Here is a 23,211-nt window from a genome sequence, read left to right as displayed (position 1 = left end):
AAGTCAAAATGTGGGAGCTGGCTTGTCGAATCGTCGCACCGCTGCGATAGCTGCATTGAATTCACCGCCGCTATCGCAGGCAAGCCAGCTCCCACATAAAAGCAAATAGCCTTAGACCTTCACGTCTCCCAACGGCGGCAACTTCGCCAGCTTCAACGCCACCAGCAACGCGCCAATCAACAGCGCCACGATAAACGCCCCAATCCCGTTCCACCCGGCAAAGTGCCAGAAGAATCCGCCCGCTGTCCCGGCAATACTCGACCCCACGTAGTAGCAGAACAGATACAGCGACGACGCCTGCCCCTTGGCTTTCACCGCGCGGCGGCCGATCCAGCTGCTGGCCACCGAGTGGGCGCCGAAGAAGCCGAAGGTGAAGATCAGCATGCCTGGCACCACCAGCCACAGGGGAGTGAACAGGGTGAGCGCCATGCCGGCCAGCATCAGCACGATGGTGCCCCACAGCACGCGACGGCGGCCTAGGCGGTCGGCCAGGGAGCCGATTTTGGCCGAACTGTAAATGCCCGAGAGGTACACCAGCGACAGCAAGCCCACCACGGCCTGGCTCAGGCCATACGGGTCGGCGAGCAGGCGATAGCCGATGTAGTTGAACATCGTCACGAACGCGCCCATCAGCAAGAAGGCTTCAAGAAACAGCCACGGCAAGCCGGCGTCCTTGAAGTGCATGACAAAACCATCGAGCAAGGTGCGCGGCTTGAGGCTGCTGGCGCGGAAGTTGCGCGATTCGGGGAGGATTTTCCAGAACACCGTGGCGGCGATCAGGGCCAGGGCGCCGATGATCAGCATTGCGGTGTGCCAGCTCACAAAATCGATCAGCACGCCGATGATCAGCCGCCCGCTCATGCCGCCAATGGCGTTGCCGCCGATGTAGAGCCCCATCGCCAGGCCGATGTGCTGCGGGTGGATCTCTTCGCTCAGGTAGGTCATCGCAACGGCGGCCAGGCCGCTCAGCGACAGGCCCACCAATGCGCGCATGAACAGAATGCCTTCCCAGGTCGGCATCAGGCCGCTGGCAATGGTCGCCAGGGCGGCGCAGAACAGTGCGGACACCATCACCGGCTTGCGCCCCAGGGTGTCGGAGATCGGCCCGGTGATCAGCAGACCCAGCGCCAGCATCGCGGTCGCCACCGACAGGATCAGGCTGCTTTGTGCCGCATTGATGGAAAATTCGTGGGACAGCGCCGGCATCATCGGTTGCACGCAGTACAGCAGGGCAAAAGTGGCGAAACCGCCGGAGAACAGCGCCAGCACCGTGCGCATGAACATCGGCGTGCCTTTTTCGATGTACTGCTCGTTGAGCTGGGCGACGACTTCGTCCAGGGCGGTAGGCGGGACTTCTTGAGCGAGTGGAGCGACAGCAGCTTTCACGGGGACCTCGGGGAGGAAGAGCAGGCCAGGACCGGCACTGCAAAAAAGAATATAGCTGGCTAATGATTCTTTCCAATATATTGTTCGACCTGTTTAAGAGCTTTTACGACCTAATGAGGTTTGCATGGAATTGCGTCACTTGCGGTACTTCATCGCCGTCGCCGAAGAACTGCATTTCGGCCGCGCCGCGCAGGTGCTGGGCATCTCGCAACCTCCGCTGAGCCAGCAGATCCAGGCGCTGGAGCAAGAAGTCGGTGCACGGTTGTTCGAGCGTACCAATCGTCGGGTCGAGCTGAGCGAGGCGGGACGACTGTTCCTGCAAGAGGCGCGATTGGTGCTGGCCCAGGTCGACAAGGCTTCCGATGTGGCACGGCGTGCGCAATTGGGCGAACTGGGTGAGCTGAAGATCGGCTTCACCTCCTCGGCACCGTTCAACGCCAGCATCCCCAAGGCGATCTTCGCGTTTCGCCAGGCATTCCCGGCGGTGCATCTGAACCTGCAGGAAATGAGCAGTACCGAGGTGGCTGACTCGCTGGTGGATGAGTCGATCCAGGTCGGCCTGATGCGCCCGCTGCCGCTGCCGGATTCCCTGAGTGTGGTCGAACTGATGCGCGAGCCACTGGTGGCGGTATTGAGCGCCGGCCACCCACTGGCACACGGCAGTGAACGAGGCCTGCACCTGGCGCAGCTGGCGCAGGAGCCGTTCGTGTTTTTCCCACGCAGCTACGGCAGCGGCCTCTATGCGCAACTGATCAACCTGGCCCGAGACGCCGGTTTCAGCCCTCACTTCGCCCAGGAAGCCGGTGAGGCCATGACGATCATCGGCCTGGTGGCGGCGGGGCTGGGCGTATCGGTGCTGCCGGCGTCTTACCAGCGCATCCGGATCGACGGGGTGGTCTATCGCACGCTGCTGGATGAAGAAGCGATGACAGCCGTGTGGCTGGTGCAACGCAAGGGAGCACAAACACCGATGGCCCAAGCGTTTGTCGAACTGCTGACCCGCAAAGCAACCTTGTAGTGAGCGGGCTTGCCCCGCGCGGCAGCGTGTCAGGTATGTTGAGGCGTCTGGTGCCCCGCGCGGCGGCGTGTCAGTCGGCTCAAACGAACCTGACACACCGCCGCGTGGGGCAAGCCCGCTCACTACATGACTTAGTTCATGCCATTACTGCGCAGCGCCGCCATGATGTCGCGGTCGAGCATGCTCACCCAGCGGTTGTAGTTGCGATGGATCGTACCGTCCTTGTAGCCCAGGTCGCGGCTGTCGCGGTAGGTGATGGCGTAGCTGTTGCGGGTGTAGCGGATGTCGATGGCGGCATAAAACTGGTTACGCACGTTGATCTCGGCCTGCACCAGTTGCGGGCTCAGGCGCTGGACCGTCCATTCGCGCTTTTGCAGGGCGTTGACGATGATCACCTTCATTTTCTCTTCACTGACCTGGGTGTTGGCCGGCAGGTCGTGCTGGGTGTTGAGGATCGGTTTGTTGGTGCAACCGGCGGTGACCAACAGGGCCAGGGTGATCAGGGTAGCGCGTAGCAAGGAAGACATTCCGTATTCTCCAATCGATTTAACAGTCAGGACCAGCGGCGAAAGATCAGCGACGTGTTGACGCCGCCAAAGGCAAAGTTGTTGTTCATCACGTAGTCGTGGTGCATCTCGCGAAATTCACCCTGCAGGTAATCCAGTTCGCCGCACTGCGGGTCCACTGAATCCAGGTTGAAGGTGTGCACGTACTGGTTGCGGTTCATCATCTCGATGCTGAACCACGACTCAAGCGCCCCGCAGGCCCCCAGGGTGTGGCCAAGGAAACTCTTCTGCGAGCTGATGGGCATGCGGCTGCCGAACAGGCTGCTGGTGGCCAGGGTCTCGGCGATGTCGCCCTGGTCGGTAGCCGTGCCGTGACCGTTGACGTAGCCGATCGCAGAGGGTTCCAGTCCGGCATCTTCCAGCGCCAATTCCATCGCACGGCGCATGGTTTTCTGCTCGGGGCGAGTGGTGTGCTGGCCGTCGGCGTTGCTGCCGAAGCCGACCAGCTCGGCGTGGATATGCGCCCCACGGGCCAGCGCGTGCTCCAGTTCTTCGAGCACCAGCATGCCGCCGCCTTCACCGATCACCAAGCCATCGCGGCCGCTGTCGTAGGGGCGCGGGCTGGTCTGGGGGGCGTCGTTTTTCAGGCTGGTGGCGTACAGCGCATCGAACACCATGGCTTCGGTCGGGCACAGCTCTTCGGCACCCCCGGCGAGCATCAACGGCAAACGTCCGAACTTGATTGCCTCGTAGGCATACCCGATGCCCTGGCTACCGCTGGTGCAGGCGCTGGAGGTGGGGATCAACCGCCCGGTGAGGCCGAAGAAGATGCTGATATTCGCCGCCGTGGTGTGCGGCATCATGCGCACATAGGAGTTGGCGTTCAGCCCCTCGGCCACCGAGTTCAGCAGCATATTGCCGAACGCCTTGATCTCGTCGGTGCTGCCGGTGGACGAACCGCAGGCCACGCCCATGCGCCCGTCCTTGATCGACTCGTCGCCGAGCAGGCCGGCGTCCTGCAGCGCCTGCTCTGCGGCCCATACGGCGAGGCGCGAAACACGGCCCATGCTGCGCAGCTGCTTGCGCGTCCAGTGGGCGGGCACGACGAAGTCGTCGATCGGCCCGGCCAGGCGCGTGTTCAATTCAGTGAAGCGGTCCCACTCGTCCATGCGCCGGATGCCGCTGCGGTTGGCGCGGAAGTTGGCGGCGATGGTCTCCCAATCGCCACCCAGGGAGGTCATGCCGGCCATGCCGGTGACTACGACGCGCTTCATCAGCACAGGCCTCCGTTTACGGCCAGCACCTGGCGCGTGATATAGCCGGCCTCGGCCGACATCAGGAAATTCACCGCGCCGGCCACCTCTTCCGGAGTGCCCATGCGCTGCGCGGGGATCATCTTCATCAGCTCTTCCACCGGCACATTCTCATCAAGCATCGCCGTGTCGATCAGGCCGGGCGCCACGCAGTTGACCGTGATCTTGCGCTTGCCCAGCTCGATGGCCAGGGCCTTGGCGGCGCCGATCAAACCGGCCTTGGAGGCGCTGTAGTTGACCTGGCCACGGTTGCCGATCAAGCCGGACACCGACGTGATGCACACGATACGCCCGGCCGCGCGACGTCGGATCATCGGCATCATCACCGGGTGCAGCACGTTGTAGAACCCGTCGAGGTTGGTGCGCATCACCACGTCCCAGTCGTCTTCCGACAGGGCCGGGAATGCACCGTCGCGGGTCAGGCCGGCATTGAGCACCACGCCGTAGTAGGCGCCGTGCTGTTCCACGTCGGCTTCGAGGATTGCCTTGCACACGGCACGGTCCGCCACATCGAACTGCAGCACCCGCGCCTTGCGGCCCAGGGCTTGGATTTCGACTTGCACTGCGTCGGCTTCGGCGCGGCCACTGCGGCAATGCAGCACGATGTCATGGCCGGCCTGGGCCAGGCGCAAGGCGATGGCGCGGCCGATGCCACGGCTGGAGCCGGTGACCAGTACGGATTCAGTCATGGCGTTACGTCCTTCGATTCATCTAAATAGTTGGCCGCCTGGGGCGGTCGGAATACGTTCAAGCGGGCGCTAGCCAAAATGCCATCACCGGTCAGGTGGCATTCGAACACACCCATGCCATTGTCGTCTTCCAGGGAACGCAGGCCGTGGATGGTCAGCTCGGCGCCGGCTGGGAAGTGTTCCACATTGCATTCGTACTTGCGTGTGCCCAACAGGAAACCCAGTTCCACGGCTTCGCCTTTCTGGCGCGCACGGCAGCCGGCGTAGGCCGCGACACTTTGCGCCATCAGCTCGATACCGACCCACGCCGGCAGGCTGCCGTCGTCGTGGCTGAACAGGCCACCGGGCTTGACGGTGACGCGGGTGTGAACCTGCTCTTCATCGAACGACAACACTTGGTCGATCAGGATCATGTCGCCCGCGTGGGGCAGCAGTTCAGCGAGTGGCCAATCGATCATGGGGCCTCTGCGATTATCAGGCTGACGTTGTTGCCGCCGAAGGCAAACGAATTGCTCATCAGGCAGCGTTTTTTCAAGGTGTCACCGGCTTGCGCCCAGTGCAGGGCCGGCAGCGCCGGGTCGGCCTGGCCATCCCAGACATGGGGCGGCACCACGCCGTGGGCCAGGCTCAACCAGCAGAACGCGGCCTCCAGTGCACCGGCGGCGCCCAGGGTGTGGCCGCTCATGGGCTTGGTCGACGAACAGGCCACGCCTTGGGGGAACAGTTGGGCAACCGCCAGGCTTTCCATGGCGTCATTGTGTTGGGTCGCCGTGCCGTGCAGGTTCAGGTAACCGATCTGCTCGGGCGCAAGTTTGGCGCTGGCCAACGCCTTGCGCATCGCTTGCAGCGCGCCCTTGCCGGTGGGTTCCGGCGCGGAGATATGGTGCGCGTCGCAGCTGGCGCCACTGCCCAGCAGCGCGATGGGCGCGGTCTCGCGGCTCATCAGGAACAGCACTGCGGCTTCGCCGATGTTGATGCCGTTGCGGTTCACCGAGAACGGGTTGCAACGCTGGCTCGACACGGCTTCCAGCGAGGTGAAGCCGTTGAGGGTCAGCTTGCACAGGCTGTCGACGCCGCCGCAGATCACCGCATCGCACACCCCCAGGTCCAGCAGGCGCTGGGCACTCATCAGTGCGCGCGCGCTGGAGGTGCAGGCGGTGGAAATCACATACGCCGGGCCGCTCACTTGCAGCCAGTCGGCGAGGAAGTTGGCCGGGGCGCTGAGTTCCTGTTGCTGGTAGTCGTAATCACCGGGGAACTGGTTGTCGCGCAGGTAATGCGCAATACCACGGCTCGCCTCGTCAATGCCCGACGTACTGGTGCCGAGCACAATGCCGACCCGCGAGGCGCCATACGTTTCAATGGCCTGACGGATCTGTGCCTCAATCTGCAGCGCCGCTTCCAGCAACAGCTGGTTATTGCGGCTGCTTTGCTGGTTCAGCTCCGTTGGGATGGTCGCCAATTCACCGGGCACGCCGGCCACCGGCAGCACACGCTCCGGTACCCAGCCGCTTTCGGCGCGCATGCCGGAACAGTCGCCGGCAAACAGGCTGCGACTGACTTCGTCCTGGCCACGGCCGAGGGCGCAGATCACGCCGAGGGCGTTGAGGTAGGCGGTCATCGTGCGGCCCCCAGCGGGCTGACGCGGTAGCTCAACGGTTGCCCGCTCATGTTCACACTGAAGACCTCAGACGACTGGTACACGATCTGCCAGTGGCCGGGCAGCGTGCGGGTAAGGTCCATGGCCTGCGCGGTGGGATACAGCTTTCGCACATCGTCTGCCGACGTCAGGGCGAATAACAGGGCGGCGAACAATTCCCGTGCCTGAGGATTGGGCGGCAGCAAGCCGTCGGCCTGCCACTGGCCATCGACCAGCTTCTGCCGGGCCTGGGGAATGCCCAGCGGGTCCATCATCGACCAGCGAATCGCACCGCCTTCGCGCTGGATCACCAGCAACCAGTCCTGGCTTTGACCGTCTGCCTGGCGCTGAACATGCAGTTGCATGGGCAGCGTCAGGGCCGGGATTTTTTCGGGCAGCGGTGGCTGGCTGGCGCAAGCGCTCAGCAGCAACAGGCAGCCCATCAGCAGCAGACGCATCATAGTGCCGGGCCCGCCAAGGGTTTGCGTGCCACGCAGTTCACCAGGGTTTCCTCACGCTGCCCCACCGGCGGCGGGTTGCGCAGGCCCCAGCGCTCCAGCAGGCCGAAGTCGCTGGAGCGACTCCACCACAGGTACGGGTAGGAGACGTTCTGCGGGCCAAATTCGAAGCCCTGATCGCTCAGCATCTCCAGGTATTCCTCGGCGCTTTTCTGCACGTGCATGGGGTGGCGGAACAGCCAGCGAATCACCCAGGTGTCGATGTACGCTTCGGTGGATTCGGCAAACAGCAGATAACCGCCCGGCTTGAGCACGCGGTAAAACTCCTTCAGCGCGCGATGCTGCTCCACCAGGTGGTGGAAGGTCTGGTGGCAGAACAGGATGTCGACGCTTGCGTCCGGCACCTCGAGGGTGGCGCAGTCGCTGCCGATCAGCTCCACATCCAGGCCCTGGCGCGCAGCTTCGGCCTTGCTCAATGCCAGGCTGTGAGGGTCGGCGTCCAGGCCGATCAAGCGGGCAGGGGCGAACACCTGCTGCAACAGCTTGAAGGATTTGCCCTGGCCGCAGCCGGCATCCAGCAACACTGGCGCCACCGGCAGCGGCTCGCTGAACAGGCTGCGCAGGTCGTTGATCGCTACGCGCAGTACATGGTGCTGCCAGGTGTGGCTGCGCAGAAACCAGAAACCGAACTTGGTTTCCTCGACGTAGTTTTTACTGAGGTATTGAGTGCTCACGCGGCATCCCCTGCACAAATCTGCGACAACATCCGTAGCCGTCGCTTGGGCTCACTGACAAACGGGTTGCGCTCGTCCCACGCATAGCCGGCGAGGATCGAGCTGATCATCCGGCGAATCTCCGGCGAACTGCCAGGATGGAAGATTACATCCTGGAAGGTGCCGGCATACCAGCCTTCGACGTAGCAACGGAAGGTGTCGACACCGCGCTTCAACGGCTCGGCAAACTCGGTTTGCCAGTCCACCGTCTCGCCGTTCAATTGGCGATGCAACAGGCCTGCGGCCATGCTCGCCGAACGCATGGCGATGGTCACGCCGGAAGAGAATACCGGGTCGAGGAATTCCGCCGCGTTGCCCAGCAGCGCAAAGCCTGGGCCGTGCAGGCTTTTGACGTTGGCCGCGTAACCGCCGATGGTGCGCGCCGGGGTGTCCCACACCGCGTTTTTCAGCACGCTGGACAGGCTTGGGGTTTCGTCGATAAAGCCGCGCAGGCACGCATCGAGGTCACCGTCGCGGCCGTCGAAATGTTCCTTGGCCGCGACCACTCCCACCGAGCAGCGACCGTTGCTGAACGGGATGGTCCAGAACCAGATATCGCGCTGCGTCGGGTGCGTGGTGACGAGGATCTTGGTGCGGTCAAAGCCCGGGTGTTCGATGCGGTCTTCGACGTGAGTGAACACCGCCTGGCGCACCGGGAAATCCGACGGTACATCCAGGTCCAGCAGGCGCGGCAGCACGCGGCCGTAACCGCTGGCATCCAACACGAACGTGGCCTTGAGGTGGTACTCGCTGCCGTTCTCGCGGCGCACGTGCAGGTAGCGGCAATCGCCTTTGAAGTCCACGCCGACGAGGGTTTCGCCGTAGCGGATCTCCACCCCCTGCAGCGCGGCCTGGTCAGCCAGCAACTTGTCGAAGTCACCGCGCTGCACCTGGAAGGTGGTGGGCTTGCCGTTGCTGAAGGTATCGCTGAAATCAAACGCACTGTAGCGCTCGCCCCAGGCGAACGCGGCGCCGGTTTTCAGCTGGAACCCCGCGGCCTGCACCGCGTCGAGCATACCGGCTTCTTCGATGAAGTCGATGCAGTGGGACAACAGGCTTTCGCCGATGGAAAAACGTGGAAAATGCTGGCGCTCGATGACCAGCACGTCATGCCCTTTGCGCTTGAGCAGAGCTGCCGCGATGGCGCCGGACGGCCCGGCACCGATCACCACGACCTGGCGACGTTCCATTTCAACTGTGGGCACGAGGGCTCCTTGCCGCGTTGGCGATAATCGGGTTCATGAGGCGTGCTTCTGATGGCCGGCCCAGGGCGCCAGCATAAAGCTGAAAGCCAGGCCCAGGCTGACCGACAGGCCGAAATTGCTCACCGCTGGCGTACTTGAGACCGCCAGCAGGCCGAACGACAGCCAGGTGGTCAGCGCGGCCAGCAGCGTCCCCAGCAGGCTGACCGCTGCGCCGCCGATCTGCTCGCGCATCAGGATCGCGTAATCCACGCTGATGGCGGTGACCAGCAGCAGGCCGAACAGGCTGAACAGTGTGAGCGGTTGGCCCAGCCAGCCGAGGCTGGCCAGGCTGCACAGTGCGGCCAGCAAGGGCAGTGCGACGATGCGCAAGGCACCGCCGAAACCGAAGGGCAGGATCAGCAGCAACACGATCAGTACGCACGACATCAACTTCAATTCGGCGGCGCTGATCTGCGTGTCGGCGAATACCCGGTTCAAATCACCGAGGCGATCCACCAATTGCACTCCCGGCAAGTCCACTGCCTGCACCCGTAGCAAGGCGGGGTTGTTCAAGCCTTGCAGGCTGACCATGGCGGCCACGCCGCCGTCCACCTGGCCCAGCCACAGTGTGCGCCAGGGCTCGGCGAGCGGGCCTGCCAGCGCGGCGTCGATGTCTTGGGTGGGCAGCGCTTGCAGGCGCGCGACTTCGGCTTGCAAGGCCGCAGCAGGAACACCCAGGTCGAGCAGCGGTTGCCAGTGTTGTGGCAATGCGTTCAGCGCATCCCGCAGTTGCTGTTGCTCGGCGGGCAGGCTGACCAGTTGATTCAGCGCCAGGTAGCCCTGGAGCTTGTCCATGTTCACCAACTGCTCCAGGCGCTGGCCCAGTGCGGCCTGACGCTCCAGCAACTGCTGCTGGTTGTTGGCCCGCACCAGGAAAAACTGGCTGGTGGGTTGGAAACCGGTGATACGCGCCACGGCCTGCGCTTCTTGCAGCAACTGCGGCGGGGCACCGATCCACTGGCGGATATCGTTCTTGGTGTTCAAGTGCCACAAGCCACCGGCGCAAAACAGCAGCACCAGCACCAGCAACACCGAACTTGGCACGTGCTTGAGCAACGAGGTGCGCATCCGCCACAGGCATTCGGCGATACGCAGCGGCCATTGCGCCGGGCGCAGTTCCACGCCCTTGAGCAGGGCCGGCAACAGGCACACCGCCGACAAGTACGCGCCCACCAGGCCGGCAGCGGAGAACACTGCGATCTGGGTCAGCGCCGGGAACGGCGTCCAGGCCAGCGCCAGGTAGCCGATGCAACTGGTGGCCAGGCTCAGGCTCAGCCCCGGCAGCGTGATGCGCAGCGCCGGCCAACTGCGCCACGGCTGCAGGCTCCAGCTCTTGGACAGGTAATGCAGCGGGTAATCCACCGCCACGCCAATCAGGCTCGAGCCCAGCACCAAGGTCATCACATGCATGTGGCCAAACAGCGCCACACAGGCCACCGCGCCAAACAGCATGCCCACCAGCACCGGCACAAACGCCAGCAGCACAGGCCAACGACGAAATGCCAACAACAGCAATAACAGAATGCCCACGGTGGCGCCGCCGCCGACCCAGGTGATTTCCCGCGTGGCCTGCTGTTGGCCATTGGCGGCATACAACAGGCCGCTGGCAGCGAGCAGTTGCGCACCTTGCCCGCTGGCCTGTTCACGGCTGGCCTTGAGCAAATCTGCCACTTGCAGCGGCAGCTTCATATCGAAAGCATTGCCGGTGGTGCGCGCGCGTAGCAGCACCCAGTTTTTACCGTCGGCATCGGCAATCAGGGCACCGCTGCCAATATCCAGCTGCACGGAACCGTGCTGCGGCTGGCTGTTCTGAATGCGCCCGGTCAAGCCCAGCCAGTCGTCCTGGCTCGGCACCAGGCTGAACCCGGTGAAGGGGTCGAACAGCGCTTGCACGCGCTGCTGGATAAACGTGTCGGGGTGGTCGATCAGTTGTTCGCGGTCCTTGGCCGAGAGCATCGCCAGGCGCCCGCGCAGCAATTGCTCGCGCAGCGCCGGCAGGTCGGCTTGCAGGTTCCACTGCACTTTTTCAAACAGCCCGCTGGCCTGCCAGCGCTCGCCCAACTGCTGCGCCACGGCCACCGCTTGTTGGCGGTCGGCGTGCCCGACCAGCACCAGCATCTCGCGGTTCAGGGGTTCCTGCATGCGCTGTTCGGCTTGCTGTTCCAAGGCGTCCGGCGTGTTGCCCGGCACCAGTTCCATCAAGTTGGCCGACAACGGCGCGCCATGGCGCCACTGCCAGCCGGCCAGGGCCAGCACGGCCACCAGCAGGATCAGGAACAGGCGCGGTAGCAGACGCTCACTGGGCAAAGTCGTGTTTCTCCGCATCGCTCAGGGGCTGGTCGGCACGGCTGTCCTGCATGCGCAGCACGGTGCTGTCGCCCTGGGTTTCCAGCAGCTCGATCTTCTGCACCAGCTCGCCGCCGTCGATATTGATCTGGGTGAAGACCTGTTTTAACAGCAACGAGCGCGGGACCAGCGTGAGCTTCCACCCGTCGGCTTCGCCTCGCAGCTGCAATTCGAAGTCGCGCTGCAAGCCACTGCTGTCACCTTGAAGGACGGCGAGGAACAGGCGGTTCTGCTCGGCGCCGGCGCTCTTGTTTGGCAGCAACTGCCAGCCATTGGCGTCACGGCGGGCAATGCCCTGGGCGCTGATGCGGTAGTCCTGTTGCAGCGGGGTCTTGAGCAGCCAGAGCAGGCCGTGGTCCTTGGCCAGCACGAAGGTGCCTTTGCTGACCAGGGGCTGGGGCAGGGCACGCAGGTGTTTTTCCTGGGTGAAGGCACCGTGGATCACGGAGGGTTTGGCGAGTTGATCGCTGAGTTGCTGCAGGTCAAAAGCGTGGGCCGTGCCTGCAACGCTGAGCAGCAGAATAAACGCGATCCATGTGGGAGCGGGCTTGCTCGCGAATGACCTGAGAGCGCTGCGGCGTGTCAGGTACACAGTGATATCGTTGACGATCTTCGCGAGCAAGTCGAATCGTCGCACCGCCGCTCCCACAGTGGTCAGCATTTCAAGGCCCTTTCTACGGCGTCGGTGAAAACTCTGGGGGAGACCAGCTGCATCTCTCGACTGGCGACCTCAACCGCGACCTGCACCGTGCTGGCACGGGTCAACCGTTCGCCACTGGCCAGGTCGGTGATCAGGTAATTGACCTTCAAGCGGTTCTCCCATTCCACCAGGCTGGCGCGCACGTTGATCGTCTGGCCGAACACGGCGCCGCGCACGTAGCGCAGCTGCATGTCGATCACCGGCCACGCATAGCCGGATTCCAGCATCGCCGTGTAGTTATGGCCGAGCTTGTCCAGCAACGCACAGCGCGCCACTTCCAGGTACTTCACGTAGTGCCCGTGCCAGACGACGTTCATGGTGTCGACGTCGAAAAAAGGCACGAGGATTTCAGTGTCGCAGTGCAGCACGCCCTGGCTACGCATGCAGCCTCCAGTGTTGTTCGGCAATGCGTTGCAGGCACAGACGCAGTTCGCCTTCCAGGGCGCGGTCTTCGATCACCGGCGGGAAGTCTTTGGCAAGCTCTTCATGCATGGCGGCCAGGGCCGGAGGCAATGGGCGAGCGTCGTCGGCCTGGGCGCGCAGCCACACCCCTTGGTTGGCGGCGAGCAGGGTAGCGGCGGCAACCTGTTCGGTCAGCTCCAGCACACGGATCGCATCGCGGGCGGCGATGGTGCCCATGCTCACTTTGTCCTGGTTATGGCATTCGGTGGAGCGCGAGAACACGCTGGCCGGCATGGTGTTTTTCAGGGCTTCGGCGGTCCAGGCGCTGGTGCCGATCTGCACGGCCTTGAAGCCGTGGTTGATCATCGCGCGGTCGGCCGGCGCGCCGGACAGGTTGCTCGGCAGGCCGTGGTTGTAACGCACGTCCACCAGCAGCGCGAGCTGGCGGTCGAGCAGGTCGGCCACGTTGGCCACCAGGGTCTTGAGGCTGTCCATGGCGAAGGCGATGTGGCCGCCGTAGAAGTGACCGCCGTGCAGCACGCGTTCTTCTTCGGCATCGATGATCGGGTTGTCGTTGGCGCTGTTCAGTTCGGTTTCGATGAACGAACGCAGCCAGCCCAGGCTGTCGGCCAGCACACCCAGCACGTGCGGTGCGCAACGCAACGAGTAGCGGTCTTGCAGGCGATGCAGCGGCGCGGTCGGCGCGTCGATGGCCAAGTCCTTGCGCAGCCAGGCAGCCACTTGCATCTGCCCCGGGTGCGGTTTGGCGGCGAACAGGCGTTCATCGAAGTGTTCCGGGTTGCCTTGCAGCGCCACCACGTTCAGCGCGGTGACGCGCGTGGCCAGTTGCAGCAGATAGTCGGCACGGGCAAACGCCAGGCAGGCCAGGCCGGTCATCACCGCGGTGCCGTTCATCAACGCCAGGGCTTCCTTGGGACGCAACACCAGCAGGTCCCAACCCAGTTCGCGGTGCACGTCGGCCGCCTGACGGCGTTCGCCACGGAACATCACTTCGCGCTCGCCGGACAAGGTCGCAGCCACGTAGGACAGCGGCGTCAGGTCACCGCTGGCGCCCACCGAGCCTTCTTCCGGGATCAGCGGCAGCACGTCGTGTTCGAGGAACGCGTGCAGGCGCTCCAGCAGCTCCACGCGCACCCCGGACACGCCGTGGCACAGTGACTGCAGCCGCGCCGCCAGCACCGCGCGGGTGGCTTGGGCGTCAAGCAACTTGCCCAGGCCGCAACCGTGGAAGGTGTACAGGTGACGCGGCAGCGCTTCGACGTGCTGCAACGGCACGGCCACCACGCAGGAGTCGCCGTAGCCGGTGGTCACGCCGTAAATCACGCCTTCCTTGTCCAGCAGTGAGTCGAGGAACTGCGCGCCCTTGGCGATGCGCTGGCGATACGCCGCGTCGCCCTGCAATCGGGTAGGCGCCTGACGGTTGGCCAGGGCCAGCACGTCTTCAATGCGCAGGGGGCGTTCGCCAAAGGTTACCGGCTCAAGATGCGTCGTCATCGGTCTTCCAGAAAGGGTAAAAGTTGAACCATTGTTGGGGCGCTTCCAGGCAAAACTGGCCCAGGCGGGCGGCGTAGCGCTCGGTCCACTGAGCGATGACCTGCTCGCGGGTGGTGCGCTTCCATTCGATCAATTCGGCGAAAGGCTCAATGCTCAGGCGATAGCGGCCATTGTGTTTCAGGCACATCAGCAGGTTCACCGGGCATTTGAGCAACCCGGCCAGCAACCACGGGCCTTGCGGGAAGGCGGCGCTGTGCCCGAGGAAATCCACGCATACCGTGCGCCCGCCATGCAGCGGCACGCGGTCACCCGCGATGGCCAGCCACTCGCCTTCGTCCAGGCGCTGGCTGAGCAGCAGCATGGTGGCCGGGTCCAGCTCGCTGACCTGGATCAGGCGCAGATGGGTGGCTCCGGCTTCGCCCAGCAAGCGGTTGAATTGTTCGGCGTGCTTGGTGTGCACCAGCACGTTCATGGTGACCTGCTCGCCCAGCTCGGCGAGGGCGCGGCACACTTCGAGGTTGCCCAAGTGGGCGCCCACCAGCATCTGCCCGCGCTCACCGCGCAGTTGGTTGCGCAATTGCGCGGGGTCGTTGATTTCGATCTGTTCGATGCGCAGCTTGCCGTTCCACACATCGAGCTTGTCGAGTAAGGAATCGGCGAAGGCCATGAACTGGCCAAAGACGCTTGTGTGGGTGGGGCGCAGCGCGTCTTGCCCGCTCCAGTCGGCCAGACGCTGCTGGTATTGCCAGGCGCTCTGGCGTGCGGTGCGACCGAACACGAAGAAGTACAACACGATGCCGTAGAGCACCGGGCTCAGCAGGCGACGGCCCAGCACTTTGGCGGCGATGGCCGTGAGTTTCATCAACAGGAAACTGCCGCGCTCCTCGCGGTCGGCCCAGTGCTTGGTGCTGTCGCTCATGCTTGCCACCGTCGCCACAGGATCATCGGCGCACGCACCAGCATGCCGAAGAACAGCCGGGTGTGCATGGCCGAGATGCGCACGTTGTCGCGGAACAAGCGAAAGTGCGACAAACCGTCGGCGGGGTAATGCACCCGGGTCGGCAGCCAGCGCATCGGCTGGTTGCGCCAGGCCAGGCGCACCAGGATGTCCGAGTCGAAATCCATGCGCGTGCCGATGTACGCCGAGTCCATCAACGCCAGCACCGGTGCCAGCGGGTACACGCGAAAGCCACACATCGAATCGCGGATCTGCAGCGATAGGGTGTTGATCCACACCCACACGTGGGTCAGGTAGCGCGCATACAGGCGGCCCTTGGGCACGCTGTCGTCGTATTCGGGGTAGCCGCAGATGATCGCATCGGGGTGACGGCGTGAGGTGTCGAGGAACGTTTCGACTTCGCGCAGGTCGTGCTGGCCGTCGGCGTCCACTTGCAAGGCGTGGCTGTAGCCCAGGCGCGCGGCTTCGCGGAAGCCGGCCATGACGGCGCCGCCTTTGCCCTGATTGCTGGGCAGCGTCAGCAGGGTGACGTTATCCAGGGTGGCCAACTGTGCCAATACCGCTGCGCAGGCCGGGCTGCTGCCGTCATCGACCAACAGGCACGGCAGCCCACTGCCCAACAGGCTATGGACCACGGCCGGCACGGCGGCTTCGTGGTTGTAGACCGGGATCAGGGCGCAGGGATTATGCAAGCCCGCTCGCGACAAAGGCCTATTCACTTGGTGTCTCCAGCACGATGCGCCCGCTGGAGCAGGCCGCGACGCCATTGCGATAGGCAAAGTACAACTTGCCGCGTTCCTGGTCGAAGCGCAGGTGCAGTTCGATCGCATCGCCCGGGCGCACCAGTTGCTGGAACTTGAGCACTTCCATCCCGGCGAAGGTTGCAGGCAAGTCGAGCAATTGCTGGCCCAGATTGAACGCCCATTCCACCTGCACCACGCCCGGCAATACTGGGGTGACCGGGAAGTGCCCGCTGAAATAGGCCAGGTCCGGCGGAACGCTCAGTTGCAAGGTCCATTCGCCATCGGCTTCCACCTGCTCCAGCACTTCCGGGGCTTTCGGGCGGGGTGCCAGCAACAGCGCCTCGACCTGCGCCTGGGGCAGTTTGCCTTGGCTGTTCAGCGGCAGTTGGCGCAGCAAACGCCAGCGACGGGGCAAGGCCAGCGCCTCGCAATGCTGGCTCAAGTGCTGGCGCAGGGTTTGAGTGAGGGCGCGACGGCCCTGATTGCGCAAGGCGTGCAGGCCGTCGGCGCTGAGTACCACCAGCGCGCCGAGGGAGGCGCGGTTTTCCTGGACCACGCCCAGGCGGGTGTCGGCGACCCATGGGTGGGCTATCAACGCCTGTTCCAGCATGGGCAGGGAGATGCGTTTTTCTTCCAGCTTGACGATGCGGTCCAGGCGCCCGAGCAGCTCGAAACGGCCATCGGAGTGAATGCGCGCAGCATCAGCGGTCTGCTCGACATGGCCGGCGGGCAGGTAAGGGGAGGCGATACGCAGGGCGCCGTCGGCGTCCTGGCTCAGCACCACGTCGGCAAACGGCTGCCAAGGTTGTGCACCTTGGCGCCAGGCGATACCGCCGGTCTCGGAGCTGCCGAGGATTTCCGTCGGCCATTGCTGCAAGCGATCGTAAAGCTCGCCCGCCGCTTCAACGGGCAAGGCGCCGCCCGACGAAAACACCCGGGATACCTGGCTCAGCGCAGGCCAGTCGAGGTTGTCGCCCATGCGCTTGAGCAACGCAGGGCTGGCGACCCAGGCGAACTGCGCGTGTTCGCGGCTGGCGCGCTGCAAGTCTTCGGGGAAGGCCAGTTGCTTGCGTACAAAGGTGCGGCCGGCGCACAACGGCCACAGCACGCGGAACAGTAAGCCGTAGATGTGCTGCGTGGCGACGCTGCCGATGATGCAGGCGCGCTTGAGGTCCGGGCCCCACAGGGTTTCCAGCGCCTCTACTTCGTTGGCCAGTTGGCGCAGGGTCTTGTCGATGCGCTTGGGCTCGCCACTGGAACCGGAGGTGCACAGGCTCAGTTGGCAGGCGTCCAGGTCAAGGGCGGCGGCGCTTAAGGGTGCCTGGTATAGCGCGTCCAGGTCGGTGGCTTCGGTCAGCCAGCCGTCGACCGCCTCGTCCCAACGTTGACGGGTCTGCGGTTGCAGGTCGGCAGGCAGCAGTACGCTGACCCCGGCCCGCCAGGCGCCGAGCAGGGCAATCGCCAACTGGCCGGCGTCTTCCAGGTACACGGCCAGGCGTTGGATACCGCGCGCTTGCAGGCCTGCAGCCAGGCTCAGGGCGTGGGCCCAGAGCTGGGCATGATTCATGTCAGGTTCGGTGGTGACCGGACGCTGTTCCAGTGGCTCAAGCAGCAAGTGCTCAAGTTTCAACCCATTCATACGCGGCCTCGAACCCTTTGTCGTACCAGCCATTCCACGGCAAACAACAGCCCCATCAACCCGTAGGCGATCAGGCCGTTGTACAACGTCCACCAGCTCAGCGGCGCCCACAGGGTGAGGGCGGCGGCGAGCAGGCCATTACACAGAAAGAACACACTCCACACCACCGTAACCTGGCGGGTGTACACGATGGCGTGGGGTGGCAGCACCGGGTCGGTCATGCGTGCCAGGCGCTCCACCATCGGCGGGCCGTATTTGAGGCTCAAGCCGAACAGCGACAACATGAACGCGCTGACCAGGCTCGGGTACCAGCGCAGCAGGTGCGGGTTGTCGAACCAGGCCAGTAGCAGGCAGAACACGATGATCGCCACGGCCATCCAGCGGCTGCCGGGGCGGCGTGCGCCGATAAACGCGCGCAACAGCCACAGGCTGCCCAGCAGCAGGCCGAATTGCCACGGTGCGAAGTGCTCGGTGCCGTAATACACCGCAAAGGGGTACAGCAGGCCCGCCAGCAGCAAGCCCAGGCCGATCAGCCGGCTCATGCGGCAGGCTGGACCAGACGGTACACCGCCTCAACCACGTCGTTCACGGTGCGCACGGCCTTGAATTCTTCGGCGGCGATCTTCTTGCCGGTCTGGCGCTTGATATGGTCGATCAAGTCCACGGCATCAATGCTGTCGATTTCCAGGTCCTGGTACAGGTTGGCGTCAAGGGTGACGCGTTCCGGAGGCAGTTCAAACAGTTCCACCAAGGCATCGCGCAGGGTGTTGAAAATATCGTCACGAGTTTGCATGGTCCGGTCTCAAGCTGCCTGTCTGGCCGTGACGAATGCCGCGAGGCTGGCCACGTTGGTGAAGTGATTGCGAGTGTCCTTGGCGTCGGCATCGATCTTGATGCCGTACTTTTTCTGGATCGCCAGGCCCAACTCCAGGGCGTCTACCGAATCCAGACCCAGGCCTTCGCCGAACAGGGTCTGCTCGCTGCCGATGTCGTCGGCGCTGATGTCTTCCAGGCCCAGGGCCTCGATGATCAGCGTCTTTATGTCGTGCTCAAGGCGGTGTCTGTCGCTCATCTTCGGCGAGCTCCTTAATAAAATAGTGATGCAGGTAATCGTTGAGCTTGCGTGAAGCCTGGGGCGCGGGGCCCATTGCGGCGAACGCCTGTGGTTCTATATCGGCACCCACCCGCAAACTGAAGTGCACGCGGCATTTTGGGATGCGATACCAGGGTTCGGCCTTGGTCAGCGTGGTCGGGCTGACCTTGATTACCACGGGGGTGATGATTGTCGCACCCCGCAGCGCGATGGCGGCGCCGCCACGATGAAAGGCAGGCGCTGCGCCGGGCGTGGTGCGGGTGCCTTCGGGAAAGATGATCAGGGTCTGGCCCGTGCGCAGGGCGTCGGCGGCGGCGTCGAGCATCTCGGCGCTGCCGTCGTTGCTGATATAGCCGGCCTCGCGCACGGGGCCGCGGGTAAAGGGGTTCTGCCACAAACTCTGCTTGACCACGCAGTTGGCCTGGCGCACCAGGCCGATCAGGAACACCACGTCGATCAGCGACGGGTGGTTGGCAATGATCATCTGGCCCGGGCGGCCGAGGTTTTCCGCGCCTTCGACGCTGTAGGTCAACACGCCGGCGCGCTGCATCAGGCGGATGAACAGCCAGAACAGCCAACTGATCGTGTGGCGGGCGCGGCTTCGATGTTTTGCAGCGTCCCCCGGCAGGCAACTGAGCAGCGGGAACACCAGCAAACGCAGGCACAGCCCGCCGACGCCGAACAGGAAGAAGCTGGCAGCGGTCGCGAACAGGCGCCAATAGTAGGCGTCCCGTGGTTTCTCGTTCAGGGCTTGCGTTGCCAGTTCCATACACGGTTCTTCCAGGCATGTTGGCAGGCGACCTGTTCGGTGAGCAGGGTGCGCAGCAGGTTCAGGGCGTGGGGCCACTGGGCTTGAGTGGGTTGGACAGTGCCAGTGCCGAGTTCCAGCTGCCACTCGTCGCCCGGTGTGAGCAGCAGGCCGAGGGCGTAGGGGAACGGCACATCGTGGATCCAACTGGCATAGGCCTCGGGCGGCTGTTCTTCGGTGATCACCAGCAAGACGGCCGGGGCGCCGTCGTTGAGCAGGGCGGCGGCCTCCAGCATGCCGTGTTCCAGGCCGTCGCCTGCGGCGGCGAGGGCGGTCATTTCGCTGGTTTCGTTGCGCAGGATCGACCAGAGGCCGATCACCGCGTTATGCACCGAGAGGCTGAACTGGGTCGGCGACAGCGGCTGGTCGTTGGCCAGGTCCGTGAGGATGTCGAGGGTGCGTGGGGTTTCGCCGTGGCGGGAAATGAACACCAGCGGCAGGTCCTGCAGGCCGTCGGCCAGTGGCCAGCCCACGCTGAACGCCATGCGGGCCAGGCGGCTCAGGCGGCGGCGCTGCATAGCTGGCAGGAACGACACGTCGGGGCAGGCTTGGCTGTCTTGCAGCAACACCGGGTTCCGGCACCAGGCGTGCCAGTCGTCCGCGCTTTCGAGCCCAGGGGCCCAGGCGCGCCATTGGGCGATGTTGAAAGTGATCACTGAGACGTTATCCCGCCCCTGCGGGCTTCCATGTGCGGCTTTTGGCCCCGAATACCGGGACAGGGAGCAATAGCCGAATGGCGCGCATTATCCCGGTGCCGTGGGGTTCTAGCAAACTTTGGTAAAGAATTGTTCACGGCTGATTACAATTTGGAGGGAAAGATTTACAGATTGTCCTCTACCAAGGGCCTGGCTGGATTGTCGGACCGTTCCTTTTAACGTGTCGGCGACGTATGACAGAGCGCGTGCACGGGGCTGTTGATGCAGCAATGCATGGATGAACGAGGTAGCTATCAGGCGCTTTTGCCCTCTACACTCGGACATTCATTGATACACGGAGGTTTTTCCATGCGGCGTGTGGTGTTCAATCAGAAAGGTGGCGTTGGCAAGTCCAGCATTGCCTGCAACCTGGCGGCTGTCAGTGCCAGCGAAGGTTATCGAACCCTATTGGTGGACCTCGATGCACAAGCCAACTCAACCCAGTACCTCACTGGCTTGACTGGCGACGATATCCCCATGGGGATCGCGGATTTTTTCAAGCAAACCCTGTCTTCCGGGCCGTTTTCCAAGAAGAACAAGGTCGATATCTACGAAACCCCGTTCGACAACCTGCACGTCATCACTGCGACCCCGGAGTTGGCGGACCTGCAGCCCAAGCTCGAGGCCAAGCACAAGATCAACAAGTTGCGAAAGCTGCTGGATGATCTGAGTGAGGATTACGATCGGATTTACCTGGATACACCGCCAGCGTTGAATTTTTATGCGGTATCGGCGCTGATTGCCGCTGATCGCGTGCTGATCCCTTTCGATTGCGATAGCTTTTCGCGTCAGGCCCTCTATGGCCTACTGGCGGAAATCGAAGAATTGAAGGAAGACCACAACGAAGGCCTCGAAGTGGAAGGCATTGTGGTCAACCAGTTCCAGGCCCGGGCGAGCCTGCCACAGCAGATGCTTGATGAGTTGATTGCAGAAGGTTTGCCGGTATTGCCGGTGTACCTGGCCAGCTCCGTGCGCATGCGCGAGTCACACCAGGAAAGCAAGCCGCTGATCCACCTGGACCCACGGCACAAGCTTACGCAGCAGTTTGTGGAGTTGCATAACCTGCTGGAAAACGCCTGATCTCAAGGGCAACCCATTCCCCTGTAGGAGCCGGCTTGCCGGCGATGACGGCCTCAAGAACGCTATCGCCGGCAAGCCGGCTCCTACAGTTGATCGCGTTTAAACGCCTTGGCTACGCAGCCAGCTCATCAGTTGTGGCAACGGAAATGCCCCGCTCTGGCGAGCCACTTCGCGGCCGTTCTTGAACAGAATCAAACTAGGGATCGAGCGAATCCCCAACTGCGCCGAAAGCTGCTGATTGGCCTCGCTGTCGAGCTTGGCCAACCGGCACTTGCCCTCCAACTGGCCAGCGGCCTGCTCAAACACCGGCGCGAACGATTTACACGGCCCACACCAATCAGCCCACACATCCACCAGCAGCGGCAAATCGCCCTTGATCTGGCTGGCGTAGTCGCCTTGTTTCAGTTCAAACGGCTTGTTCAGTAACACCGGCTGCTTGCAGCGTCCGCACTTGGGCGCGTCACCCAGGCGTTCGCCGGGGATGCGGTTGAGGCCGTTGCAATGGGGGCAGGGGATGACAAGAGGTTCGGACATGGTGAGGCTCCTGAAAATGGCCAATAGGCTCTATCTGGAGCCAGCGCCTGTATTTATCAAGCTGTAGTGAGCGGGCTTGCCCCGCGCTGGGCTGCGTAGCGGCCCCAATAAGGACGCCGCTGCGTTTGAGAAGGACTGAGGTGCCCCCGGCGCGGGGCAAGCCCGCTCACTACAGGTTAGGAGGAGCAGCTGATTTCCAGGTGCTTGCCCCAATCCGGCGGCCGCTGCGCGTACTGCTCCATCCCCGGTTGCTCCTCAAACGGTTTGCTCAACACTTCATGCAGCCGCCGCACCTCGCTGTAATCCCCGGACTCGGCAGCCGCGATAGCGTTCTGCGCCAGGTAGTTGCGCAAGATATACAGCGGGTTCACCGCCTGCATCCGTGTACGGCGCTGTTCCTCGCTGTAGTCACCATCCCGTGCGACACGCGCCTTGTACTGCTCGGCCCAGGCGTCAAACCCGGCCAGGTCGACAAAGTCATCGCGCAGCCGTGCCACGGCCAACGCCGCCGACTCATCCCCCAGGCGGCGGAAGAACAGGGTGTAATCCACGCCGCTGTTCTGCATCAGCTTCAATAACCGCTCCACCAACTGCTGGTCATCCTCTTCGGCGGTGGTCAGCCCCAGGCGACGGCGCATCAGGTCCAGGTAGTTGGCCTGGTACAGCGGCAGGTACAGCCCAAGCGCTTCTTTCAACGCGTCAACGCTGATGAACGGCGTCAACGCCTGAGCGAGCGCACTGAGGTTCCACTGCCCGATTGGCACTTGATTGCTGAAGGAATAACGCCCTTCGTGGTCCGAATGGTTGCAGATGAAGTGCGCGTCAAAGTCATCCAGAAACGCAAACGGCCCGAAGTCGAAAGTGATGCCCAGGATCGACATGTTGTCGGTGTTCATCACGCCGTGGCAGAAACCGTACGCCTGCCATTTGGCAATCAGCTCGGCATTGCGCTCGACGATTTCGCGGAACATCGCCAGGTACGGCTCGGGCTGTTCGCGGCACTCGGGGTAGTGCAGGTTCAATACGTGCTCGGCCAGAAGCGCCTGCTGTTCGGGTTTCTTGGTGTAGTAGAAATACTCGAAGTGCCCGAAGCGGACATGGCTGGGCGCCATGCGCAGCACCATCGCGCCGCGTTCCTGTTTCTCGCGCCATACCGGGGTGTCGGAGCCGATCACGCACAACGCGCGGCTGCTGGGGATGCCCAGTGCATGCAGCGCTTCGGAGGCGAGGAACTCGCGGATCGAGGAGCGCAACACGGCGCGGCCATCGCCCATACGCGAGTAAGGCGTCATGCCGGCGCCCTTGAGGTGCAAGTCCCAGTGCTCGCCGGCCGCGTTGTACACCTCGCCCAGCAACAACCCACGGCCATCGCCCAGTTGCGGGGTGTAGCCGCCGAACTGATGCCCGGAATAGACCATCGCCCGCGGTTCCGCCTCGGCCCAGAGCTTGTGGCCACCAAACAGTTCGGCAAATACCGGTGTTTCGGCAACAGCCGGGTCAAGGTCGAGCAGGGCCATGGCGGCCTCACTCGCCACGACCAGGCGCGGGTTATCGAGGGGTTCAGGCAATACGTGGGTCGAGAACGCGTCGCCCAGGCGTGCGAAGCGGTTGTCGAAGGTCAGTTCGTCGAGGGCTTTCACCGGCCATCTCCAGCAGAATGTCCGAGCATTCT

25 protein-coding genes are annotated in these 23,211 nt (G+C 63.5%); 2 read left to right on the top strand and 23 right to left on the bottom strand.

All coding sequences use genetic code 11. The features are described 5' to 3' along the window. Positions 1-111 precede the first annotated feature (111 nt). Complete coding sequence (locus ACVWVP_RS07570) at positions 112-1,386, bottom strand: MFS transporter (protein ID WP_178918599.1); 1,275 nt, start codon at positions 1,384-1,386, stop codon at positions 112-114. Positions 1,387-1,510: 124 nt separating this feature from the next. Here ACVWVP_RS07570 and ACVWVP_RS07565 point away from each other — a divergent pair, with 124 nt between their 5' ends. Beyond that, entirely contained in the window at positions 1,511-2,404 is an 894-nt protein-coding gene (locus ACVWVP_RS07565; RefSeq protein ID WP_457405065.1) for a LysR substrate-binding domain-containing protein, read from the top strand. Positions 2,405-2,535: 131 nt separating this feature from the next. On the opposite strand, the gene ACVWVP_RS07560 is transcribed toward ACVWVP_RS07565, so the two are convergent. The 20 genes from ACVWVP_RS07560 to ACVWVP_RS07465 are packed head-to-tail and all read right to left on the bottom strand — an operon-like array spanning position 2,536 to position 19,886. Next, positions 2,536-2,931 carry a hypothetical protein gene (locus tag ACVWVP_RS07560; RefSeq protein ID WP_178918601.1) on the bottom strand — a complete coding sequence of 132 codons (396 nt, stop codon included), beginning with the start codon at positions 2,929-2,931 and terminating at the stop codon, positions 2,536-2,538. A 26-nt stretch (positions 2,932-2,957) separates the two neighbouring features. Continuing rightward, positions 2,958-4,184 (bottom strand): beta-ketoacyl-ACP synthase, encoded by a 1,227-nt coding sequence (locus ACVWVP_RS07555; protein ID WP_176997219.1) that lies wholly within the window; start codon positions 4,182-4,184, stop codon positions 2,958-2,960. Beyond that, entirely contained in the window at positions 4,184-4,912 is a 729-nt protein-coding gene (gene fabG / locus ACVWVP_RS07550) for a 3-oxoacyl-ACP reductase FabG (protein WP_178918602.1), read from the bottom strand. Before fabG ends, ACVWVP_RS07555 begins: the two co-directional genes overlap by 1 nt. Further along, positions 4,909-5,370: a hotdog family protein gene (locus ACVWVP_RS07545; protein WP_178918603.1), complete on the bottom strand. Its 462-nt coding sequence runs from the start codon at positions 5,368-5,370 to the stop codon at positions 4,909-4,911. Before ACVWVP_RS07545 ends, fabG begins: the two co-directional genes overlap by 4 nt. After that, positions 5,367-6,533, bottom strand: coding sequence for a beta-ketoacyl-[acyl-carrier-protein] synthase family protein (locus ACVWVP_RS07540; RefSeq protein WP_178918604.1), 1,167 nt, complete (start codon positions 6,531-6,533; stop codon positions 5,367-5,369). The genes ACVWVP_RS07545 and ACVWVP_RS07540 overlap by 4 nt, the downstream gene beginning before the upstream one ends. Then, entirely contained in the window at positions 6,530-7,012 is a 483-nt protein-coding gene (locus tag ACVWVP_RS07535; protein WP_457405060.1) for a hypothetical protein, read from the bottom strand. The genes ACVWVP_RS07540 and ACVWVP_RS07535 overlap by 4 nt, the downstream gene beginning before the upstream one ends. Further along, positions 7,009-7,743 carry a class I SAM-dependent methyltransferase gene (locus ACVWVP_RS07530; RefSeq protein ID WP_178918606.1) on the bottom strand — a complete coding sequence of 245 codons (735 nt, stop codon included), beginning with the start codon at positions 7,741-7,743 and terminating at the stop codon, positions 7,009-7,011. The genes ACVWVP_RS07535 and ACVWVP_RS07530 overlap by 4 nt, the downstream gene beginning before the upstream one ends. Continuing rightward, positions 7,740-8,987, bottom strand: a complete 1,248-nt coding sequence (locus ACVWVP_RS07525; RefSeq protein WP_178918607.1) for an NAD(P)/FAD-dependent oxidoreductase — start codon at positions 8,985-8,987, stop codon at positions 7,740-7,742. Before ACVWVP_RS07525 ends, ACVWVP_RS07530 begins: the two co-directional genes overlap by 4 nt. A gap of 33 nt (positions 8,988-9,020) precedes the next feature. Beyond that, positions 9,021-11,333: an MMPL family transporter gene (locus tag ACVWVP_RS07520; RefSeq protein ID WP_457405058.1), complete on the bottom strand. Its 2,313-nt coding sequence runs from the start codon at positions 11,331-11,333 to the stop codon at positions 9,021-9,023. Then, positions 11,323-12,033, bottom strand: a complete 711-nt coding sequence (locus tag ACVWVP_RS07515; protein WP_457405056.1) for an outer membrane lipoprotein carrier protein LolA — start codon at positions 12,031-12,033, stop codon at positions 11,323-11,325. Before ACVWVP_RS07515 ends, ACVWVP_RS07520 begins: the two co-directional genes overlap by 11 nt. Beyond that, complete coding sequence (locus ACVWVP_RS07510) at positions 12,027-12,455, bottom strand: acyl-CoA thioesterase (RefSeq protein ID WP_178918610.1); 429 nt, start codon at positions 12,453-12,455, stop codon at positions 12,027-12,029. Before ACVWVP_RS07510 ends, ACVWVP_RS07515 begins: the two co-directional genes overlap by 7 nt. Further along, on the bottom strand, positions 12,448-13,989 hold the full coding sequence (locus ACVWVP_RS07505; RefSeq protein ID WP_457405053.1) for an HAL/PAL/TAL family ammonia-lyase: 1,542 nt from the start codon (positions 13,987-13,989) through the stop codon (positions 12,448-12,450). The genes ACVWVP_RS07510 and ACVWVP_RS07505 overlap by 8 nt, the downstream gene beginning before the upstream one ends. Beyond that, positions 13,973-14,908, bottom strand: a complete 936-nt coding sequence (locus ACVWVP_RS07500) for an LpxL/LpxP family acyltransferase (protein ID WP_457405050.1) — start codon at positions 14,906-14,908, stop codon at positions 13,973-13,975. Before ACVWVP_RS07500 ends, ACVWVP_RS07505 begins: the two co-directional genes overlap by 17 nt. Then, positions 14,905-15,639: a glycosyltransferase family 2 protein gene (locus ACVWVP_RS07495; RefSeq protein WP_457405048.1), complete on the bottom strand. Its 735-nt coding sequence runs from the start codon at positions 15,637-15,639 to the stop codon at positions 14,905-14,907. The genes ACVWVP_RS07500 and ACVWVP_RS07495 overlap by 4 nt, the downstream gene beginning before the upstream one ends. Positions 15,640-15,658: 19 nt before the next feature. Next, a complete protein-coding gene (locus ACVWVP_RS07490; RefSeq protein WP_457405046.1) occupies positions 15,659-17,329 on the bottom strand; it encodes an ApeI family dehydratase in 1,671 nt (556 codons plus the stop codon). Then, positions 17,326-17,871, bottom strand: coding sequence for a hypothetical protein (locus ACVWVP_RS07485; protein WP_457405043.1), 546 nt, complete (start codon positions 17,869-17,871; stop codon positions 17,326-17,328). Before ACVWVP_RS07485 ends, ACVWVP_RS07490 begins: the two co-directional genes overlap by 4 nt. Beyond that, on the bottom strand, positions 17,868-18,122 hold the full coding sequence (locus ACVWVP_RS07480) for an acyl carrier protein (protein WP_003187949.1): 255 nt from the start codon (positions 18,120-18,122) through the stop codon (positions 17,868-17,870). Before ACVWVP_RS07480 ends, ACVWVP_RS07485 begins: the two co-directional genes overlap by 4 nt. Before the next feature lie 9 nt (positions 18,123-18,131). Further along, a complete protein-coding gene (locus tag ACVWVP_RS07475) occupies positions 18,132-18,401 on the bottom strand; it encodes a phosphopantetheine-binding protein (protein ID WP_176997206.1) in 270 nt (89 codons plus the stop codon). Beyond that, positions 18,379-19,191: a lysophospholipid acyltransferase family protein gene (locus tag ACVWVP_RS07470; protein WP_457405040.1), complete on the bottom strand. Its 813-nt coding sequence runs from the start codon at positions 19,189-19,191 to the stop codon at positions 18,379-18,381. Before ACVWVP_RS07470 ends, ACVWVP_RS07475 begins: the two co-directional genes overlap by 23 nt. After that, positions 19,167-19,886 (bottom strand): beta-ketoacyl synthase chain length factor, encoded by a 720-nt coding sequence (locus ACVWVP_RS07465; RefSeq protein WP_457405038.1) that lies wholly within the window; start codon positions 19,884-19,886, stop codon positions 19,167-19,169. The genes ACVWVP_RS07470 and ACVWVP_RS07465 overlap by 25 nt, the downstream gene beginning before the upstream one ends. A gap of 348 nt (positions 19,887-20,234) precedes the next feature. Between ACVWVP_RS07465 and ACVWVP_RS07460 the strand changes: the two genes are divergently transcribed. Beyond that, complete coding sequence (locus tag ACVWVP_RS07460) at positions 20,235-21,005, top strand: ParA family protein (RefSeq protein ID WP_028615448.1); 771 nt, start codon at positions 20,235-20,237, stop codon at positions 21,003-21,005. Positions 21,006-21,104: 99 nt separating this feature from the next. Here the strand turns inward: ACVWVP_RS07460 and trxC are convergent, their stop codons facing one another. Continuing rightward, positions 21,105-21,539 carry a thioredoxin TrxC gene (gene trxC, locus ACVWVP_RS07455; RefSeq protein WP_034105847.1) on the bottom strand — a complete coding sequence of 145 codons (435 nt, stop codon included), beginning with the start codon at positions 21,537-21,539 and terminating at the stop codon, positions 21,105-21,107. Positions 21,540-21,715: 176 nt separating this feature from the next. Next, positions 21,716-23,179, bottom strand: a complete 1,464-nt coding sequence (gene selO / locus ACVWVP_RS07450) for a protein adenylyltransferase SelO (RefSeq protein WP_259172706.1) — start codon at positions 23,177-23,179, stop codon at positions 21,716-21,718. Positions 23,180-23,211: the final 32 nt, after the last annotated feature.

The sequence above is a fragment of the Pseudomonas sp. TE24901 genome, assembly GCF_054058375.1.
Note: the sequence above shows the minus strand (reverse complement) of the source record. Positions and strands in the feature narration are given on the sequence as shown.

Coding starts and splice junctions, on each gene's coding strand:
- ACVWVP_RS07555 (WP_176997219.1), bottom strand. CDS start 4,184: ATGAAGCGCGTCGTAGTCACCGGCATGGCCGGCATGACCTCCCTGGGT.
- fabG (WP_178918602.1), bottom strand. CDS start 4,912: ATGACTGAATCCGTACTGGTCACCGGCTCCAGCCGTGGCATCGGCCGC.
- ACVWVP_RS07540 (WP_178918604.1), bottom strand. CDS start 6,533: ATGACCGCCTACCTCAACGCCCTCGGCGTGATCTGCGCCCTCGGCCGT.
- ACVWVP_RS07490 (WP_457405046.1), bottom strand. CDS start 17,329: ATGAATGGGTTGAAACTTGAGCACTTGCTGCTTGAGCCACTGGAACAG.
- trxC (WP_034105847.1), bottom strand. CDS start 21,539: ATGTCCGAACCTCTTGTCATCCCCTGCCCCCATTGCAACGGCCTCAAC.
- ACVWVP_RS07500 (WP_457405050.1), bottom strand. CDS start 14,908: ATGAGCGACAGCACCAAGCACTGGGCCGACCGCGAGGAGCGCGGCAGT.
- ACVWVP_RS07565 (WP_457405065.1), top strand. CDS start 1,511: ATGGAATTGCGTCACTTGCGGTACTTCATCGCCGTCGCCGAAGAACTG.
- ACVWVP_RS07515 (WP_457405056.1), bottom strand. CDS start 12,033: ATGCTGACCACTGTGGGAGCGGCGGTGCGACGATTCGACTTGCTCGCG.
- ACVWVP_RS07545 (WP_178918603.1), bottom strand. CDS start 5,370: ATGATCGATTGGCCACTCGCTGAACTGCTGCCCCACGCGGGCGACATG.
- ACVWVP_RS07510 (WP_178918610.1), bottom strand. CDS start 12,455: ATGCGTAGCCAGGGCGTGCTGCACTGCGACACTGAAATCCTCGTGCCT.
- ACVWVP_RS07460 (WP_028615448.1), top strand. CDS start 20,235: ATGCGGCGTGTGGTGTTCAATCAGAAAGGTGGCGTTGGCAAGTCCAGC.
- ACVWVP_RS07470 (WP_457405040.1), bottom strand. CDS start 19,191: ATGGAACTGGCAACGCAAGCCCTGAACGAGAAACCACGGGACGCCTAC.
- ACVWVP_RS07480 (WP_003187949.1), bottom strand. CDS start 18,122: ATGCAAACTCGTGACGATATTTTCAACACCCTGCGCGATGCCTTGGTG.
- ACVWVP_RS07535 (WP_457405060.1), bottom strand. CDS start 7,012: ATGATGCGTCTGCTGCTGATGGGCTGCCTGTTGCTGCTGAGCGCTTGC.
- ACVWVP_RS07475 (WP_176997206.1), bottom strand. CDS start 18,401: ATGAGCGACAGACACCGCCTTGAGCACGACATAAAGACGCTGATCATC.
- ACVWVP_RS07505 (WP_457405053.1), bottom strand. CDS start 13,989: ATGACGACGCATCTTGAGCCGGTAACCTTTGGCGAACGCCCCCTGCGC.
- ACVWVP_RS07485 (WP_457405043.1), bottom strand. CDS start 17,871: ATGAGCCGGCTGATCGGCCTGGGCTTGCTGCTGGCGGGCCTGCTGTAC.
- ACVWVP_RS07560 (WP_178918601.1), bottom strand. CDS start 2,931: ATGTCTTCCTTGCTACGCGCTACCCTGATCACCCTGGCCCTGTTGGTC.